This is a genomic window from Pseudomonas sp. GW460-LB5, from assembly GCF_059423245.1.
Genome location: NZ_JBWKXT010000006.1, coordinates 105,779 through 123,592, shown reverse-complemented (window position 1 = coordinate 123,592; position 17,814 = coordinate 105,779). Strand labels below are relative to the sequence as shown.

Annotated in this window: 16 protein-coding genes; 12 read left to right on the top strand and 4 right to left on the bottom strand. The window is 62.4% G+C overall.

Features of this window, described 5'->3' with window-relative positions; genetic code table 11:
- Nucleotides 1-278 precede the first annotated feature (278 nt).
- On the top strand, nt 279-740 hold the full coding sequence (locus AC07XM_RS06560; protein WP_016484597.1) for an Lrp/AsnC family transcriptional regulator: 462 nt from the start codon (nt 279-281) through the stop codon (nt 738-740).
- 4 nt (nt 741-744) lie between these two features.
- On the opposite strand, the gene AC07XM_RS06555 is transcribed toward AC07XM_RS06560, so the two are convergent.
- Nucleotides 745-1,035 (bottom strand): hypothetical protein, encoded by a 291-nt coding sequence (locus AC07XM_RS06555; protein WP_016484596.1) that lies wholly within the window; start codon nt 1,033-1,035, stop codon nt 745-747.
- A gap of 621 nt (nt 1,036-1,656) precedes the next feature.
- Between AC07XM_RS06555 and AC07XM_RS06550 the strand changes: the two genes are divergently transcribed.
- From AC07XM_RS06550 to AC07XM_RS06505, 10 genes are all read left to right on the top strand, one after another.
- Nucleotides 1,657-3,339, top strand: a complete 1,683-nt coding sequence (locus tag AC07XM_RS06550) for a flavin monoamine oxidase family protein (protein WP_102688934.1) — start codon at nt 1,657-1,659, stop codon at nt 3,337-3,339.
- Between the two features lie 14 nt (nt 3,340-3,353).
- Nucleotides 3,354-4,148, top strand: a complete 795-nt coding sequence (locus AC07XM_RS06545; protein WP_016484594.1) for a carbon-nitrogen hydrolase family protein — start codon at nt 3,354-3,356, stop codon at nt 4,146-4,148.
- Nucleotides 4,149-4,205: 57 nt separating this feature from the next.
- Nucleotides 4,206-6,494, top strand: coding sequence for a pyrroloquinoline quinone biosynthesis protein PqqF (pqqF, locus tag AC07XM_RS06540; RefSeq protein ID WP_102688933.1), 2,289 nt, complete (start codon nt 4,206-4,208; stop codon nt 6,492-6,494).
- Nucleotides 6,495-6,665: 171 nt separating this feature from the next.
- Nucleotides 6,666-6,737 carry a pyrroloquinoline quinone precursor peptide PqqA gene (gene pqqA, locus AC07XM_RS06535; protein ID WP_008365141.1) on the top strand — a complete coding sequence of 24 codons (72 nt, stop codon included), beginning with the start codon at nt 6,666-6,668 and terminating at the stop codon, nt 6,735-6,737.
- A 79-nt stretch (nt 6,738-6,816) separates the two neighbouring features.
- The gene (pqqB, locus tag AC07XM_RS06530; protein ID WP_016484592.1) at nt 6,817-7,728 is read left to right on the top strand and encodes a pyrroloquinoline quinone biosynthesis protein PqqB; all 912 of its coding nucleotides are present in this window, start codon (nt 6,817-6,819) and stop codon (nt 7,726-7,728) included.
- 73 nt (nt 7,729-7,801) lie between these two features.
- Nucleotides 7,802-8,557, top strand: coding sequence for a pyrroloquinoline-quinone synthase PqqC (pqqC, locus tag AC07XM_RS06525; protein ID WP_012270176.1), 756 nt, complete (start codon nt 7,802-7,804; stop codon nt 8,555-8,557).
- Nucleotides 8,554-8,829, top strand: a complete 276-nt coding sequence (gene pqqD / locus AC07XM_RS06520) for a pyrroloquinoline quinone biosynthesis peptide chaperone PqqD (RefSeq protein WP_016484591.1) — start codon at nt 8,554-8,556, stop codon at nt 8,827-8,829. Before pqqC ends, pqqD begins: the two co-directional genes overlap by 4 nt.
- Nucleotides 8,801-9,961 (top strand): pyrroloquinoline quinone biosynthesis protein PqqE, encoded by a 1,161-nt coding sequence (gene pqqE, locus AC07XM_RS06515; protein ID WP_102688932.1) that lies wholly within the window; start codon nt 8,801-8,803, stop codon nt 9,959-9,961. Before pqqD ends, pqqE begins: the two co-directional genes overlap by 29 nt.
- Nucleotides 9,927-11,765, top strand: a complete 1,839-nt coding sequence (locus tag AC07XM_RS06510; protein ID WP_070086411.1) for a S9 family peptidase — start codon at nt 9,927-9,929, stop codon at nt 11,763-11,765. The genes pqqE and AC07XM_RS06510 overlap by 35 nt, the downstream gene beginning before the upstream one ends.
- Before the next feature lie 156 nt (nt 11,766-11,921).
- A complete protein-coding gene (locus AC07XM_RS06505; RefSeq protein WP_102688931.1) occupies nt 11,922-12,848 on the top strand; it encodes a heparin lyase I family protein in 927 nt (308 codons plus the stop codon).
- Between the two features lie 64 nt (nt 12,849-12,912).
- Here the strand turns inward: AC07XM_RS06505 and AC07XM_RS06500 are convergent, their stop codons facing one another.
- Together AC07XM_RS06500 and AC07XM_RS06495 are read right to left on the bottom strand one after the other, a co-directional pair.
- Entirely contained in the window at nt 12,913-13,071 is a 159-nt protein-coding gene (locus tag AC07XM_RS06500; RefSeq protein WP_003177654.1) for a YqaE/Pmp3 family membrane protein, read from the bottom strand.
- A gap of 153 nt (nt 13,072-13,224) precedes the next feature.
- Nucleotides 13,225-14,505 (bottom strand): aspartate aminotransferase family protein, encoded by a 1,281-nt coding sequence (locus tag AC07XM_RS06495; protein ID WP_102688930.1) that lies wholly within the window; start codon nt 14,503-14,505, stop codon nt 13,225-13,227.
- 210 nt (nt 14,506-14,715) lie between these two features.
- Here AC07XM_RS06495 and AC07XM_RS06490 point away from each other — a divergent pair, with 210 nt between their 5' ends.
- Nucleotides 14,716-15,639, top strand: coding sequence for a LysR family transcriptional regulator (locus AC07XM_RS06490; protein WP_016484586.1), 924 nt, complete (start codon nt 14,716-14,718; stop codon nt 15,637-15,639).
- A gap of 280 nt (nt 15,640-15,919) precedes the next feature.
- On the opposite strand, the gene AC07XM_RS06485 is transcribed toward AC07XM_RS06490, so the two are convergent.
- Nucleotides 15,920-17,698, bottom strand: a complete 1,779-nt coding sequence (locus AC07XM_RS06485) for an acyl-CoA dehydrogenase C-terminal domain-containing protein (protein WP_102688929.1) — start codon at nt 17,696-17,698, stop codon at nt 15,920-15,922.
- Between the last annotated feature and the right edge of the window lie 116 nt (nt 17,699-17,814).

The window sequence follows — 17,814 nt, the reverse complement described above, 5'->3', positions numbered from 1 at the left end:
CCACATAAGGGTTCAAGTCCGTGTGGGCCCACCACATACGAAAGCCGCGCAAATGCGCGGCTTTTTTTTGCCTGTAGACCAACTGCGCAAACACGCCCGCTTTTTCCGTGCACACCCTGCCCCGGGTCGCTGCTGCATGTGCCGGGCATGACGCCGGGCCAGGCCGCCGCGGGGGTCAAGAGAAAGCGCAGCTTGTTGTCCTTGAGTACACGGCACTCCGGCCTTGCCCTGATTGCCACTCGCTGGCTAGGCTAGCAGGCCAACCGAAGAGACTCGCCATGTCGGATTCCCGCTCCATCACGCTGGATGAAATCGATCGCCAACTGATCGCCCTGCTGCAAATCAACGCCCGCGAAAGTGTCGCCACCCTCGCCCGCCAGCTGGGTATCGCCCGCACCACCGTCAATTCGCGCCTGGAGCGTCTGGAGAAGAACAAGGTCATCTCCGGTTATGGCGTACGTCTGGGTCAGCGGGTGCTGGGTGGCGGGCTGCAGGCGTATGTGGGGATCAAGGTGCAGCCGCGCTCCGGCAAGGAAGTGGTACGCCGCCTGAGTGCCATGGGCCAGGTGCAGCAGCTGTGTGCGGTAAGCGGCGAATTCGACTATGTGGCCTGGCTGCTTACGGACTCACCTGAGCAACTGGACCAGTTGCTCGACCAGATCGGCAGTGTCGACGGGGTGGAAAAAACCACCACGTCGATCATTCTCAGCAGCAAGGTGGATCGCGGACAGCCGCTCTGATCAATCAGGCCTCCTGGCCGTCGAGCAGCCCCTCCAGAATCGCCGAAAGGCTCTCGGCAGAATGCTGCATCGACCAGACGATGTCTCGGCTACGCTCGGGGGCGTGGTGCTGGGCGTAGTCAGTGGCAATCTGGTTGAGGCCACGGGCCAGCAGGCAGGCGTGGACTAGAGCGTCGGCGGCGTCGATGCCAGGACGGATGGCGAATAGCGGCGGGTGGCTGGATTCGCAGTTGCAGAAGGGCTTTTCAGCGGTGGGTTGCAGTTTTACAGGTTGATCGGGCAAACGGTCAGTCATGGTATAGCCTCCAGATCACAGGGATGACTGGCGGCCAATCGCTTCCTTCTCACGGGAATTGGGTGGCAGCCATGCGCGAGGTGAGAACCGGCGAACTTGGAGGCGCATACCCGGCCAGGCAAAGCCTGCCCGCGCACAGCTGCCATAACAGTGCGCCTCTAGAAAGATCAGCGGGTTCTCACGCCCGATCACCGAATTTTCGGCGACCCGGTGAAGTTAACGATGAAGCCGTTGCCGCGATGCCAGACTGAGGCGATAGCGAGCGTAGGGTAATTCTTTAATTCGAGCGTTGGGTGTAGGAATTGGCTGATCAGACCCCGTCCAAAGTGTACTTATGCCCGCCAGAGAGGCCGCATGAGGCCACCAGGTGCTTGCCTTGCAATTTACTGCGCCTATCAGATCGAGCGCCGCGCGGGCGGCGCTCGACCTGATAGGCATAGCAAATCGCACTACAAGCACTTCGTCATAAATAATTTTAAACTTACTTTTTCGACGAAAAGTAATACATTAAGACGCCAATATGCACCTTAATTACGATTCCCCCACGCCTTAAAATGACCTCCAGCCATCTCCTATACTCAGGCTCCGCCACCCGCGCAGCCCCTCTGGCAAGGTCACTTCATGAACAAGAAAAACCGCCACCCCGCCGACGGCAAGAAGCCGATCACCATCTTCGGCCCGGACTTCCCCTTCGCTTTCGACGACTGGCTGGAACACCCCGCAGGCCTGGGCAGCATCCCAGCTGAGCGTCACGGTGAGGAAGTGGCAATCGTGGGTGCTGGTATCGCCGGCCTGGTGGCGGCCTACGAGCTGATGAAACTGGGCTTGAAGCCGGTGGTGTACGAGGCCTCCAAGCTGGGTGGCAGGCTGCGTTCGCAAGCCTTCAACGGCACCGACGGGATCATCGCCGAACTCGGTGGCATGCGCTTTCCGGTGTCGTCCACTGCCTTTTACCACTACGTGGACAAGCTGGGCCTGGAAACCAAGCCCTTCCCCAACCCGCTGACCCCGGCCTCGGGCAGCACAGTGATCGACCTGGAAGGCCAGACCTACTACGCCGAAAAAACCACCGACCTGCCCAAGCTGTTCCACGAAGTAGCCGACGCCTGGGCCGATGCGCTGGAAAGCGGCGCCCAGTTCGCCGACATCCAGCAGGCCATCCGCGACCGGGATGTACCGCGCCTGAAGGAACTGTGGAACAAGCTGGTCCCACTGTGGGATGACCGCACCTTCTACGACTTCGTCGCCACCTCGCGCTCGTTCGCCAAACTGAGCTTTCAGCATCGCGAAGTGTTTGGCCAGGTCGGCTTCGGCACCGGCGGGTGGGACTCGGACTTCCCCAACTCGATGCTGGAAATTTTCCGCGTGGTGATGACCAACTGCGACGACCACCAACACCTGGTCGTGGGCGGAGTGGAGCAGGTGCCGCAAGGTATCTGGCGCCATGTGCCTGAGCGCTGCGCCCACTGGCCGGAGGGCACCAGCCTGAGTGGCCTGCACGGCGGTGCGCCGCGCACCGGGGTCAAGCGCATTGCCCGTGCCGCTGATGGCCGCCTGGCGGTCACCGACAACTGGGGCGACACCCGCCACTACGGCGCCGTGCTCGCCACCTGCCAGACCTGGCTGCTGACCACCCAGATCGACTGCGAGGAATCGCTGTTTTCGCAAAAGATGTGGATGGCGCTGGACCGCACCCGCTACATGCAGTCGTCGAAGACCTTCGTCATGGTCGACCGGCCGTTCTGGAAGGACAAGGACCCGCAAACCGGCCGCGACCTGATGAGCATGACCCTCACCGATCGCCTCACCCGCGGCACCTACCTGTTCGACAACGGCGACGACAAGCCGGGTGTGATCTGCCTGTCCTACGCCTGGATGAGCGACGCGCTGAAAATGTTGCCGCACCCCGTGGAAAAGCGCGTCCAGCTGGCCCTGGATGCGCTGAAGAAGATCTACACCAAGACCGATATCGCCGGGCACATCATCGGCGACCCAATCACTATTTCCTGGGAGGCAGACCCGCACTTCCTCGGCGCCTTCAAAGGCGCACTGCCGGGCCACTACCGCTACAACCAGCGCATGTACGCGCACTTCATGCAGCAAGACATGCCTGCCGAGCAGCGCGGCATGTTCATCGCCGGTGACGACGTGTCGTGGACCCCGGCGTGGGTGGAAGGCGCGGTGCAGACATCGCTGAATGCGGTGTGGGGTATCATGAACCACTTCGGTGGCCAGACCCACCCGGACAACCCCGGCCCGGGCGATGTGTTTGACGAGATCGGCCCGATCGCCCTGGCAGACTGACACAAGGAGGCACCATGCGCATTGCTCTGTTCCAGGGCGCTCCCAAGCCACTGGACGTGCCCGGTAACCTGCAACGGCTGCACCACCAGGCCCAGCTGGCTGCCGAGCGCGGCGCGCAACTGCTGGTGTGCCCGGAAATGTTCCTGACCGGCTACAACATCGGCCTGGCCCAGGTAGAGCGGCTGGCCGAAGCCAGCGATGGACCGGCGGCGATGGGCGTGGTGGAGATTGCCCAGGCGCACCGTATCGCTATTGTCTACGGCTATCCCGAGCGCGGCGATGATGGTGCGATCTACAACAGTGTGCAGTTGATTGATGCGCACGGCCGCAGCCTGAGCAACTACCGCAAGACCCATCTGTTCGGGGATCTGGACCGCTCGATGTTCAGCGCAGGCCCCGACCACTTCCCGGTGGTGGAACTGGACGGCTGGAAAGTCGGGCTGCTGATCTGTTACGACATCGAGTTCCCGGAGAACGCCCGACGCCTGGCGCTGGACGGTGCCGAACTGATCCTGGTGCCGACGGCGAACATGACCCCGTACGACTTCATCTGCCAGGTGACCGTGAGGGCGCGGGCGCAGGAAAACCAGTGCTACTTGGTGTATGCCAACTATTGCGGCTCGGAAGACCCGATCCAGTATTGCGGGCAGAGCAGCATCATCGGCCCGGATGGCAGCCTGCTGGCCATGGCCGGGCGGGATGAATGCCTGCTGCTGGCGGAGCTGGAGCATGAACGGGTGGTGCAGGGGCGGGAGGCATTTCCTTACCTGACAGACCTGCGCCAGGAACTGCACTTGCGTAAAAGCTGACTGGGGCCGGGCCTGCAAACAAATGGGTTAGCATGGACCGCAGTTATCGGAGTTCCCATGCCTGACACCACTCGCCATCTCACGCTCGCCAACGGCCTGCAGCTGACCCTGCGCCACGCCCCGCGCCTGAAGCGCTCGGCTGCTGCATTGCGGGTGCACGCGGGCAGCCACGACGCGCCCGCCAGGTGGCCCGGCCTGGCCCACTTCCTCGAACACCTTTTCTTCCTCGGCACCGCGCGGTTCCCCTTGGACGACGGCCTGATGCGCTACGTCCAGGCTCTCGGCGGCCAGGTCAACGCCAGCACCCGGGAGCGCGCCACAGACTTTTTCTTCGAAGTCCCGACCAATGCCTTGGCCGGAGGGCTTGAGCGCCTGTGCCAGATGCTGGCCGAGCCCGACCTGGGCATCGAGCGCCAACGCCGCGAACGCGAAGTGATCCACGCCGAGTTCATTGCCTGGTCGCGCGACCCGCAGGCTCAGCAGCAGTTCGCCTTGCTGCAATCGGTGTCGCAGGGCCATCCGCTAGGCGCTTTTCACGCCGGTAACCGGCACACCCTGGCCTTGCAGAACCCCGCCTTCCAGCAAGCCCTCGAAGGTTTTCACCAACGGTATTACCAAGGCGGCCAGATAACCTTGAGCCTGTGTGGCCCACAGTCTCTGGATGAGCTAGAACAGCTGGGCAGGCAGCATGCCAGCCTGTTCGCAACGGGCACGCCGGTGCCACAAACGCTGCCACCGTCATTGTCGCCAACGCGCGCGCGCCTGGTCTTTACCCATGAACAGCTCCCGGCAGGTGCCGAGCAGGCGCTGGAATTACTGATCAGCTGCCTCGGTGACAACCGCCCAGGTACCTGGCTGGATGCGCTGCGCCAACGTGGCTGGCTGCAAAGCTTCAAGGCCGAGATGCTGTACAACTTCGCCGGGCAGTTACTTTGGCGCATTGACGTGCAACTGAGCGCAAGCGCCAACCAGGAGGAAGCAGATGCCCTGCTGCAAGGTTGGTTCGGCTTCATCCGCCAGGCCGACCTTGAGCAGATCAACCACGCATTCGGCCTGCTGCAGCGCAGCCGCGCACGCAGCGCCGGCGCGCTTGAGCTGGCCCGCCGGGACAGCACGGGCCAGCCGTTCGCCAAACTGGACGCGCAAGGTCTGCTGGCCCTCAGTGCACTGCTGAAGGGCCTGCCGAGCCAAGCGCACGGGCAATGGCAGCTGCCCCCGGTCGACCCCTTGCTCATGGCAGATGTGCCCAATGCCCCAGCGCAACCTCTACCGCCGGCCCTGAAAACCAGCGACGTGCTGCCTGGTACCCGTCAGTGCGCTGCGCTGTACCTGCGCTGGCACGTGCCTTCGCCCTTGCGCCAGCGCATGCAGGCGGTGCTGGAACAAGCGCTGGCCCCATTGCAGGAGCGTTGCGAGCGCGCGTCGGTGCAACTGCTGTTCAGTGCTGTTGGCGAATACTGGCAATTGCGCTGCGCAGGGCAACCGGCAGCAGTGCTTCGGGCTGTGGAGCAGGCCCTGGCACTCATGCTCATGCCAGGAGAAAACTGCTGGCGGCCCTACGCGGCAACGGCACCGCCACTGATCCCCATCAGGGCCTTGCTCAAGCAACTGCCCGATGCGGTACTGGGCGCCCACCCCGCCAGTATGCCTGCCTGCACGCCGGCACAGCCGCAACTCGACAGCCTGTGGCAGCACACACACTGGCATGGCCTTGCCACAGGGTTCGACGATGTCGCTCTGGGCGCCTTGGGCACCGCGTTGCAGCAGTGCCCTGGGCAAGGCTCGCTGCCTGGCCCCTTGCCGAAATGGGCCAGACACCGTTGGCAGCACGCAGAAGTACCGGGAAGTGAACACGCCCTGCTGCTGTTCTGCCCGCTACCTGCGGCCAGCGAAGCCAGCGGGCGGCTGCTCGCACAACTGCTGCAAGGCCCGGTTTACCAAAGGCTGCGGGTAGAGCTGCAACTGGGCTACGCGGTATTCAGTACCTTTCGTCAGGTCGAGGGCGTCGGCGGCCTGCTGTTTGGCGTGCAGTCGCCGCATACCCGCCAGGCGCAGATCCTCGACCACCTGTTTACCCTCCTGCGCCAAGGCATCACGCTGGATCCGGGCGCTCGCCTGGCCTTGGCCGGGCAATTCGACGAGCCCGCCATGGCCAACGCCGACGTTGCCGAATGGGCATGGCAGACACACCTGGCTACACAACCTGGCAGGCTGGATGAGCTGCGCAAGGCTATCTTGAAGACGCGGCAGACGGATCTGGACCAGCTGCTGGGCACCCTGCTCGATAAGGATTGCCCTTGGCTCTGCTTGGCCAACGCTGCCGCGCCAGCCCTCGAATGGCCGTGAACAACCTCTCGATTGTTACGCCAATCGCAACGGCGCTTTTCGAATAATTAACCTTTCAGTACAAATTTTTCTTGTAAGATAGCGCAATCCCAGTTTCAGGGAACTGCCGAGCCATGGCGGTACCCAAGTAGTAGCTGAGCAACCCAACCCTCATTCGGAAGGAGTAATTCCATGTGGACCAAACCTGCTTACACTGACCTGCGTATCGGTTTCGAAGTCACCATGTACTTCGCAAGCCGCTAAGCCAGGCTTGCGCCTCAACGCCTCGGCCCGCCGGGGCGTTTTCGTTTTTACGATACGGTTTTCTGCATAGAGAGTGGCCATGTACATCCAGGTTCTCGGCTCCGCCGCCGGTGGTGGGTTCCCGCAGTGGAACTGCAACTGCGTCAACTGCAAGGGCTACCGTGACGGCACCCTGCGGGCAACGGCGCGCACTCAATCATCCATCGCCCTGTCCGACGACGGCGTGCACTGGGTGTTATGCAATGCCTCGCCCGACATCCGCGCCCAACTGCAAGGCTTTGCGCCAATGCAGCCGGCCCGGGCCCTGCGCGACACCGGCATCAACGCCATCGTCCTGCTGGACAGCCAGATCGACCACACCACCGGCCTGCTGAGCCTGCGTGAGGGCTGCCCACACCAGGTGTGGTGCACCGACATGGTCCACCAGGACCTGACCACCGGTTTCCCGCTGTTCAACATGCTCAGCCACTGGAACGGTGGCCTGCAGTGGAACCGCATCGAGCTGGAAGGCAGCTTCGTGATCGACGCCTGCCCCAACCTGCGCTTCACTCCGTTCCCCCTGCGCAGCGCCGCGCCGCCCTACTCACCACACCGCTTCGACCCGCACCCGGGCGATAACCTGGGCCTGCTGGTCGAGGACACTCGCACCGGCGGCAAGCTGTTCTATGCCCCAGGCCTGGGGCAGGTAGACGACAAGCTGCTGACGATGATGCACGGTGCCGACTGCCTGCTGGTCGACGGCACCCTGTGGGAAGACGACGAGATGCAGCGCCGCGGTGTGGGCACCCGCACCGGCCGCGAAATGGGTCACCTGGCGCAGAACGGGGCCGGTGGCATGCTGGAAGTCCTCGACGGCTTCCCGCGCCAGCGCAAGGTACTTATCCACATCAACAACACCAACCCGATTCTCGACGAAGACTCACCCGAGCGCGCCGAAGTCCTGCGCCGGGGCGTCGAAGTTGCCTTCGATGGCATGAGCATCGAGTTGTAACAACGAGCTCGCACAAGCAACTTAGTTCCCCTGTGGGATCGAGCCGAGACTCAGCTTTACAGGAGCCAGCCGAATGAGCGACGCACTGCCAATGTCACCTGCCGAATTCGAGCAGGCCCTGCGCGCCAAGGGCGCCTATTACCACATTCATCACCCGTACCACGTGGCGATGTACCAGGGGCGCGCCACCCGCGAGCAGATCCAGGGCTGGGTAGCCAACCGCTTCTACTACCAGGTCAACATCCCGATGAAGGATGCCGCGATCCTGGCCAACTGCCCGGACCGCGAAGTACGCCGCGAGTGGATCCAGCGCCTGCTCGACCACGACGGCGCACCCGGCGAGGACGGTGGCATCGAAGCCTGGCTGCGCCTGGGCCAGGCCGTCGGCCTCGACCCGGACCAGTTACGCTCCCAGGAGCTGGTACTGCCAGGCGTACGCTTTGCCGTGGACGCCTACGTCAACTTCGCCCGCCGCGCCAGCTGGCAGGAAGCGGCCAGCAGCTCGCTGACTGAACTGTTCGCCCCGCAAATCCACCAGTCGCGCCTGGACAGCTGGCCGCAGCACTACCCGTGGATCGACCCGGCCGGCTACGAGTACTTCCGCACCCGCCTGGGCCAGGCCCGCCGTGACGTGGAGCACGGCCTGGCGATTACCCTGCAGCACTACACCACCCGCGCGGGCCAGGAGCGTATGCTGGAGATCCTGCAGTTCAAGCTGGATATCCTCTGGAGCATGCTCGACGCCATGAGCATGGCCTACGAGCTGAACCGCCCGCCTTATCACTCCGTCACCCAGGACCGGGTGTGGCACAAGGGGATCACCCTATGAGTTTTGATCGCAAGCAGGTGCCGAACTGGCGCCCTGGCTACCGCTTCCAGTACGAGCCAGCGCAAAAGGGCCATGTGTTGCTTTACCCCGAGGGCATGATCAAGCTCAACGAAAGCGCCAGCCTGATCGGTGGCCTGATCGACGGCCAGCGTGACGTGGCAGCAATCATCAGCGAACTCGAACAGCAATTCCCCGATGCTCCGGACGTAGCCGAAGACATCGAGCAGTTCATGGAGGTGGCCCGTGCCGAACACTGGATCGTCCTCGCCTGAGTTACCGCCCACGCCCGAGGTCGGGCTGCCGCTGTGGTTGCTGGCCGAGCTCACCTACCGCTGCCCACTGCAGTGCCCGTACTGCTCCAACCCGCTGGACTTCGCCGCCCAGGGCCAGGAGCTGAGCACCGAACAGTGGTTCAAGGTGATGGCCGAAGCGCGGGAAATGGGCGCCGCGCAAATCGGTTTTTCCGGCGGTGAACCGCTGGTGCGCCAGGACCTAGCCGACTTGATCGGCGAAGCCCGCCGCCTGGGTTACTACACCAACCTGATCACCTCGGGTATCGGCCTGACCGAAGCGCGCATCGCCGACTTCAAGAAGGCCGGCCTGGACCATATCCAGATCAGCTTCCAGGCCAGCGACGAGCAGGTCAACAACCTGCTGGCCGGTTCGAAGAAGGCCTTTGCGCAAAAGCTGGAGATGGCCCGTGCGGTAAAGGCCCACGGCTACCCGATGGTGCTCAACTTTGTCACCCATCGGCACAACATCGACAAGATCGACCGCATCATCGAGCTGTGCATTGCCCTGGAAGCCGACTTCGTCGAGCTTGCCACCTGCCAGTTCTACGGCTGGGCGCACCTCAACCGCCTGGGGCTGCTGCCGACCCGCGCACAGCTGGAGCGGGCCGAACGCATCACCAATGAGTACCGGGACCAGCTCAAAGCCGAGGGCAGCCCGTGCAAGCTGATTTTCGTCACCCCGGATTACTACGAAGAGCGCCCCAAGGCCTGCATGAATGGCTGGGGCAACCTGTTCCTCACCATCACCCCGGACGGCACCGCGCTGCCCTGCCACGGCGCCCGCCAACTGCCGGTGCAGTTCCCCAATGTACGCGACCACGACCTGCACCATATCTGGTATGAGTCGTTTGGCTTCAACCGCTTCCGTGGTTATGAGTGGATGCGCGAACCATGCCGCTCCTGCGACGAAAAAGAAAAGGACTTCGGCGGCTGTCGCTGCCAGGCCTTCATGCTGACCGGCGATGCCAGCAACGCCGACCCTGTGTGCGCCAAGTCGGCCGACCACGGCATCATCCTCAAGGCCCGCGAGGAGGCGGAAACCGCCCAGCTCGCCATTGAACAGATGACCTTCCGCAATGATCGAAACTCCCGTGTCATCGCCCGCGGCTGAATTCAGCGCGGCCCAGGCGGTAGCCGCCGGCACCGACTTCACGGAACTCAAAGTCAGTGCCGACGGGCTGTTCTGGATTGAATTTCGCCCGGCCGATGGTGCTTGCCGTATCTGGCACTGGCTGTACCACCAGGCTAGATGCCTGACCCCGGATGGCTTCAGCGTGCGCAGCCGGGTCTACGAGTATGGCGGGGGCAGCTTCTGCCTGGGTGGCGACGGGCTGGTGTTCGTCAACGAAAAGGACCAGCAGGTCTACACCCAGCCGCTGGACGATTTGCCACCGCGTGCGCTCACCCAGGACGGCAGCTGCCGCTACGGCGATGTGCAGTGGCACGGTGGCCAGGTGCTGGCCGTCGAGGAACGCCATGCCGAGCAGGTAGAGCATCGTCTGGTTGCGTTGGGTGACAGCAGCCGCGAGGTGTTGGCCGAGGGCGCCGATTTCTATGCCTCACCCACTGTGAGTGCCGATGGCCAACGACTGGCATGGGTCGAATGGGACCGCCCGGCACAGCCTTGGACCGTCACCCGGCTGATGTGCCGCGTCCGCGACAGCAGTGGCCATTGGGGGCCCGCGCAGTGCGTGGCCGGCGATGACGAATCGCTGCAGCAGCCGCGCTTCGATGACGAAGGCCGTCTCTACTGTCTGTCCGACCGCAACGGCTTCTGGCAGCCCTGGGGCGAAGTCGATGGCCACTGGCAGGTGTTGCCTGCGGAGCTTGCCGACCACGCGGCAGCGCCTTGGCAAATGGGCACCTGCACCTGGTTGGCGCTGGGGCCGCAAAGCTACCTGGCCAGCTGGTTCAAAGACGGCTTCGGGCAATTGGGGCTGCGTGCTGAAGATGGCCGCATGGCGCGTTACGCCAGTGCCTACACACGCTTTCGCAGCCTGGCCATGGACAGCGAACACCTGTATGCCATCGCCGCCTCGCCCATCAGCCCGCCGGCAGTGATTGCCATTGACCGCCGCAACCACGAGGTACGCGTGCTGGCCGGTGGTGCCGAAATACTGCCGGCGGAACAGATCAGCCTGCCGCAGTCTTTCCACTACGGCAGTGAAGGCGAGCAGGCGCATGGTTTCTTCTACCCGCCATCACAGTCGCAGGGCGCCGCACCGCTGGTGGTGTTCATCCATGGCGGGCCGACGTCAGCCTGCTATCCCGTGCTGGACCCACGCATCCAGTACTGGACTCAACGCGGCTTTGCCGTGGCCGACCTGAACTACCGGGGCAGCACCGGCTATGGCCGGGACTACCGCCAGGCGCTGCACCTGCGCTGGGGTGAGAGCGATGTGGCCGATGCTTGCGCGGCGGTCGAATACCTGGCTGCTCAGGGCTTGGTCGACCAGCACAAGGCGTTCATCCGCGGCGGCAGTGCTGGGGGCTACACCACCCTGTGCGCCTTGGCGTTCCATGACGTGTTCCGCGCCGGCGCCAGCCTCTATGGGGTCAGCGACCCGGTTGCCCTGGGCCGTGCTACCCACAAGTTCGAAGGGGATTACCTGGACTGGCTGATCGGCGACCCGCAGCAGGATGCCGAACGCTATCGCCAACGCACCCCTCTTCTGCATGCAGACAGCATCAGGGCGCCAGTGATTTTCTTCCAGGGTGAACTGGATGCGGTAGTGGTACCGGAGCAGACCCGAAAAATGCTCGCAGCACTCCAGGCCAAGGGTGTTCAGGCAGAGGGGCATTTCTATGCACTCGAACGGCACGGCTTCCGACAGGCAAATAACCTGGCGCATGCGCTGGAACAGGAGTGGCTGTTCTTTAGCAACGTGATCAACCCTCAACACAATAAAGTTTAAGTGTGCTTTGCATTCGGCAAACCCACGATTACCTGGCAATTCTGTCAGTAGACGTGTCTTGGTTCAGGCCCTAACGTCGCGGTATTCGCGCCGCCCTTGAATCTGAATGGATGCGCTATCAGGGCGGCGGCTATTGTAAATTGACAATGGGCCGCCATGATGGAAAAAGACGAACACGAAGCACTCCTCAAAGATCAAAAAAATGGCCATAAGCCTTTTGTAATGCGGGCATGGGCGCTATGGCTGCAATGGTTATCACCGTATAAAACCCAAGGTGCAATCCTTGAAAAGAACCAGCCGGAAGTTAAAGAGGAGCGCTGCCCACCCAGTGTCCCTGACAACTTTCTGATGTGGGTCGGGTCAACCACACCCCTCGACCGCACCCAGGAAGATGAGCAGAAAGCACCCAATGACCTGTTCAGAATGGTCGAAACAGGCGGTTCGGACACGGGTGCCAGCCTCAAGGTAGTCCACGATACCGAGCGAGGAAAAGTCTGGCTGTTTGACAAACCCGCCCACCCGACCAATTACCGGTGCGAGTCAAACTCCATCAAAGTGAATGTGGCACCCTACGAGGTCTATGAAGCCTGGGAAGAAAATCAGATTTACGACTTCTGTTGGAGCAGCAAGTTTCCGGACGTCGACAACGCGCCCTATGGCGATTATGTAATCTTTCAGTGGAAGTCCGAGGGCAGCAATATCTACCCTTTCTTCATGAAGGTGCAGGCCGGCCGGTTTGAAATGACGCACTACAACACCCGGCTTGATGGTGAAAAACACAAGGTCGTCTGGTGGACGCGAATTGAAGCGGACAAGTGGTACGACATCCGAATTCGGGTTCTGCTCTCCAGTGACCAAGATATCGGTACCGTTCAGCTCTTTCTGGATAATGCGCCCCAGAAATTCACGGCCGACCGGGAAGGAAAACCCAGGGAACCCGATGAAAAAGATCCTTGTACCCTCGTGTGCCAGACATTCTCTCCTGCCCGGCATTACTTGAAATGGGGCGCTTACAATACCGGGTTCCCACTGAACGCGCTGAAACACTACGTCGACAAACTCATGGTAAAACGCATTGCATAGTCAGCTTCGAAACTGATGGCTGTTGCGGGGGTGGAAGACCGGCATGTCTTCAACCCCGAGCGCCTCAGCGCTTGGCGATGATGTATACCGCGTGCACGATCCCTGGAATGTATCCCAGCAGGGTCAGCAGAATATTCAGCCAGAACGCCCCGCCAAACCCCACCTGCAGAAACACCCCCAGCGGAGGCAAAAGAATGGCAATGATGATGCGAATAAAGTCCATGCGAGTCTCTCCTGAAGGGTTACATCAAAGACTAGCCGCTCGCCACAGAGGTTCCACCAGCCAAAAAAAAACGCCCCGGGCCGAATGAAACAGGCCAGGGGCGATGCGCAGGAACGCCAGACGGTTCGTAGAATTCTCGGTCTTGCTAAACAGCTACGCCGGCACCTCGCGGCGGGCCTGCTGCTGGGCATGCAGGCGCGCAAAGGCGCGTGCCAGGCGCAACAGCATTTCATCGATGTTGCCCTTGCTCACGGTCAGCGCTGGCGAAAAACGCACCACATCCGCTTGCGGCGCATTGAGCAGCAGGCCTTCGTGCAGGGCGGCCGCCACCAGCTCGCGGGCCAGGCTTTCCTTTAGCTGCAGAGCCCACAGCAGGCCTTGCCCGCGTACTTCACCCTGGCCATAGCGCCCGGCCAGGCGGCTCAGGCCTTCGCGCAGGTGGCGGCCGTTATCCTGCACCTGGGCAAAAAAGCCCGGCTCCAGCACGGTGTCCAGCACAGCCATGCCGGCGGCGCACATCAGCGCATTACCGTGGTGGCTGCCTTCCAGTTCGCCAGGCGCGGCGCAGCATGCTGTACCCCGGGCAAGCAACGCAGCCAGTGGCACCCCGCCGCCCAGGCCTTTGCCCAGGGTGATGATGTCCGCGCGCACTCCGTAGAGCTCCTCGGCCAGCAGCGCGCCACAACGACCGATACCGGTCTGCACTTCATCGAGGATCAGCAGGATGCCCAGTTCACGGCACAGCGTTTCCACACCCTTGAGGTACTCCAGCGTGGCGGGGATAACACCCGCCTCGCCCTGGATGGGCTCCAGCATGATGGCCACGGTGCGCGAATCCACTGCGGCGTGCAGGGCAGCCAGATCATTGAACGGCACCTTGCTGAAGCCCGGCAGGCCAGGCTCGCAGCGGTTGCACGGCAACGGGTCAGACGCCGACAACGCACCCAGGCTGCGGCCGTGGCAGGCCTGGCTGGCAGTGATGATGTGGTAAGCGCCGTTGCGGTGCAGTTGGCCCCACTTACGCGCCAGCTTGATCGCACCTTCACAGGCCTCCGCACCGCTGTTAAGCAGGTAGGCCTGCTCGCTGCCGGTGCTCTGGCACAGGCGGTTGACCAACCCCAGCAAGCCACGGTTATGAAAGCCCGAACCCGGGTTGATCAGTGCCTGGGCCTGGTTGCCCAGCGCTTTCACCAGCACGCTGGGGCTGTGGCCCAGGCTGTTGACCGCACCGCCCTGGGTAAAGTCCAGGTAGGCATGCCCTTCGTTGTCCCACAACCAGGAGCCCTGCCCTCGCACGAACACCTGCGCTGCACGTTCGGCGCCGGGCATCAGGCGATCACGCGACAACTCATCAGCCTGCGGCACGATCACCGGCGCACGCTTGGGCTCGGCGACAGCGGCAGGTGCCGAACGGCGCAGGTTGAACAGGTTCATCAGGGCTCCAACCAATCACGGTAAAGGGCGGCCACGGTGCGGTCTTGACGCCGACACTCTATATTTTGCCTTGCCTATCAAAAGTGTTTTTCATCCTGGGTAACAATCAGCCTGATGACTGCTGTAACCCTTTGGAATACGGCGATAGACTAGGCTTCACGAGGGTTTTCGACCATTTCGTTTTTCCAGCATTTTCGATAAGTGTTACTTATGGATTTCCGCCAACTGCGTTATTTCGTCGCGGTGTACGAAGAAGGTCACGTGGGCCGCGCCGCCGAGCGCCTGTCGCTTTCCCAACCGGCGCTCTCCCAGCAAATCCGTCAGCTGGAACACAGCCTGGACCTGAGCTTGTTCGAGCGCAGCAACAAGCGCCTGCTGCCCACCCTGGCTGCCCATACCCTGTACAACCACGCCTTGCCATTGCTTGATGGCCTGCAACGCGCCCACGAGGCCATGCGCAACTTCAAGGGCCAGTCGCTGCGCACCCTGGCTATCGGCGTGTTGCAGACCGTGCGGCCCAGCCTGGTGCCACAGTTGCTCGAACGGCTGCGCAAAGCACAGCCGCACCTTGTCGTGCAGATATACGAGTTGTCGGGGCTGGAGATAGAACGACGGCTGCTCAACGGCAGCCTGGATATCGGCATCAGCTACCTGCCACCGCGCCAGCCAGGGCTGCATGGCCTGCTGCTGTACGAAGATGAACTGCAACTGGTCATACCCGATACCCACCCCCTGAAGGATTTCAAGAAGGTGTCCATCCGCCAGGCCGCCGAGTTGCCCATGCTGATGCTGGGTGAGGAGTTCCAGATCCGCCAGATCTGGCAGGCGCAACTGGCCAGCCAAGGCCGACGGCCACACGTGCAGGCAGAGATGAACAACATGGCGGGCATTCTCGACAGCCTGGCGCACACGGCACTGGCCACCATTTTGCCAGGGCGGGCCAAGGAGGCTGCCGAGGATGATCAAGGGCTGCTGTGGAAGCCATTGAGCGAGCCGCGGGTGCCGCTTAAGGTTGGCCTGGTGTTCCGCGATGCACAGCGCCAGCAGGCCTCTGTGGAACTGCTGCGCACGCTACTGGAGGAGGAGACGGACGCCCGCCTGTTGGGGGCGTCGCCGCTGGATGTGCTGGCCTGAAAAAACACGCGCACAAAGAAAACCCCGCCGAAGCGGGGTTTTCCAGACTGTTTCCCTGTGACATCCGTATCGCCCCGCCATCCTGGCAGGTGGTCCTTCGTCGTCTTCCTTGATCTGTCCTTTGCGCTTCCTGCGCAACGTCCATGTGGTAAAGATTAACCGTGGATCCAATCTTAGAACAGTGGTGAAAAGTCACCACGTCGTGTAGGAAAATGCTTACAAAGAGGATTCGTTCCCAGAAATGCCATGGCTGGGGGCCGCAAAGCGGCCCAAAAACATGTCAGAACTGCTCGGCATCCAGCAGGAACAGCGACTCACTCCCCGCCTTCACCGAAGCCACCAGCGAATCCACACGTGGCAACAACCGTGCAAAGTAGAACCGCGCCGTCCCCAGCTTGCCCGAGTAGAACGCCTCGTCCCCCTCACCCGCCTTGGCCGCCCGCGCCATCAGTGCCCACATGTAGGCATAGGCCACATAACCAAAGGCATGCAGGTACTCGACCGACGCTGCGCCGATTTCATTCGGGTTGCCTTTGGCCTGCTCCAGCACCCATTCGGTCAGCCCGTCGAGCTGGTTGAGGCTGGCAGCCAACGGCTTGGCAAACTCGTCCAGTTCGCTGCCTGCGCTGGCAATGAACTGGCGAATCTCGTCGGAGAACAGTCTGTAGTACGCCCCGCCGCTGGCCACCACCTTGCGCCCCATCAGGTCGAGGGCCTGGATGCCGTTGGTGCCTTCGTAGATCTGCGTAATGCGCACATCACGCACCAACTGCTCCTGCCCCCACTCACGGATGTAACCATGCCCACCAAATACCTGCTGGCCGTGCACAGTGCTCTCCAGCCCCAGGTCGGTGAGGAACGCCTTGGCCACCGGTGTCAGCAGTGCCACCAGCTCTTCGCTGCGCTTGCGCACGGCGGCGTCTTCGCTGTACTTGGCACTGTCCAGCTGCATGGCCACATAGGTCGAGAAGGCGCGGCCACCCTCGATCTGCGCCTTCATGGTCAGCAGCATGCGGCGCACGTCCGGGTGGACGATGATCGGGTCGGCGGCCTTGTCCTTGGCGTGCGGGCCGGTCGGGGCGCGGCTCTGCAGGCGGTCGCGAGCATATTCCACTGCGTTCTGGTAAGAGCGTTCGGCGGAGGCCAGGCCCTGGATACCCACGCCCAGGCGCTCGTAGTTCATCATGGTGAACATGGCCGCCAGGCCCTTGTTCGGCTCACCGACGATGTAACCGACCGCTTCGTCGAAGTTCATCACACAGGTGGCCGAGGCCTGGATGCCCATCTTGTGCTCGATCGAGCCGCATGTCGCCGGGTTGCGCGCGCCCAGGCTGCCGTCTTCATTGACCAGGAATTTGGGCACCAGGAACAGCGAAATGCCTTTCGGCCCCGCCGGGGCATCCGGCAGCTTGGCCAGTACCAGGTGGATGATGTTCTCGGTCAGGTCGTGCTCGCCGCCGGTGATGAAAATCTTGGTGCCGCTGACCTTGTAGCTGCCGTCGGCCTGAGGCTCGGCCTTGGTGCGGATGATGCCCAGGTCGGTACCGGCATGCGGCTCGGTCAGGCACATGGACCCAGCCCACACACCCGCATACATGTTCGGCAGGTACTTGGCCTTCAGCGCTTCGCTGGCGTGGGCATTGATCGACAGGCAGGCACCTGCAGTAAGCATCGGGTACAAGCCAAAGGCCAGGCTGGAGGCATTGACCATTTCCTCGACCTGAGCCGAGATGGCCTTGGGCATGCCCATGCCACCGAACACCGGGTCGCCGCCCACGCCTACCCAGCCGCCTTCGGCGTAGGTGTTGTAGGCCTCGATGAAACCGGCCGGTGTGCTTACCGCACCGTTGTCCCAGCGGCAGCCTTCTTCATCGGCGGCGCGGCTAAGCGGCGCGATGGTCTTGGCGGTGACCTTGCCGGCTTCTTCCAGCACGGCCATGGCGGTGTCGGCATCGACTACCTCTGCCAGCCCGGGCAACTGCGCCCACTGCTCGGCCACGTTGAAGACTTCATTCAGTACGAAGCGCATGTCGCGCAGGGGTGCTTTATAGTCAGCCATGACAACCTCTCACTAGTCGGGTCGGGGCGGTCTCGGGGAACCGCGACACTGGGGTTGATGGCAGTGTAACCGAACAACTTTTACGAGACATAGGGTCATCACTTGACCGCATAGTC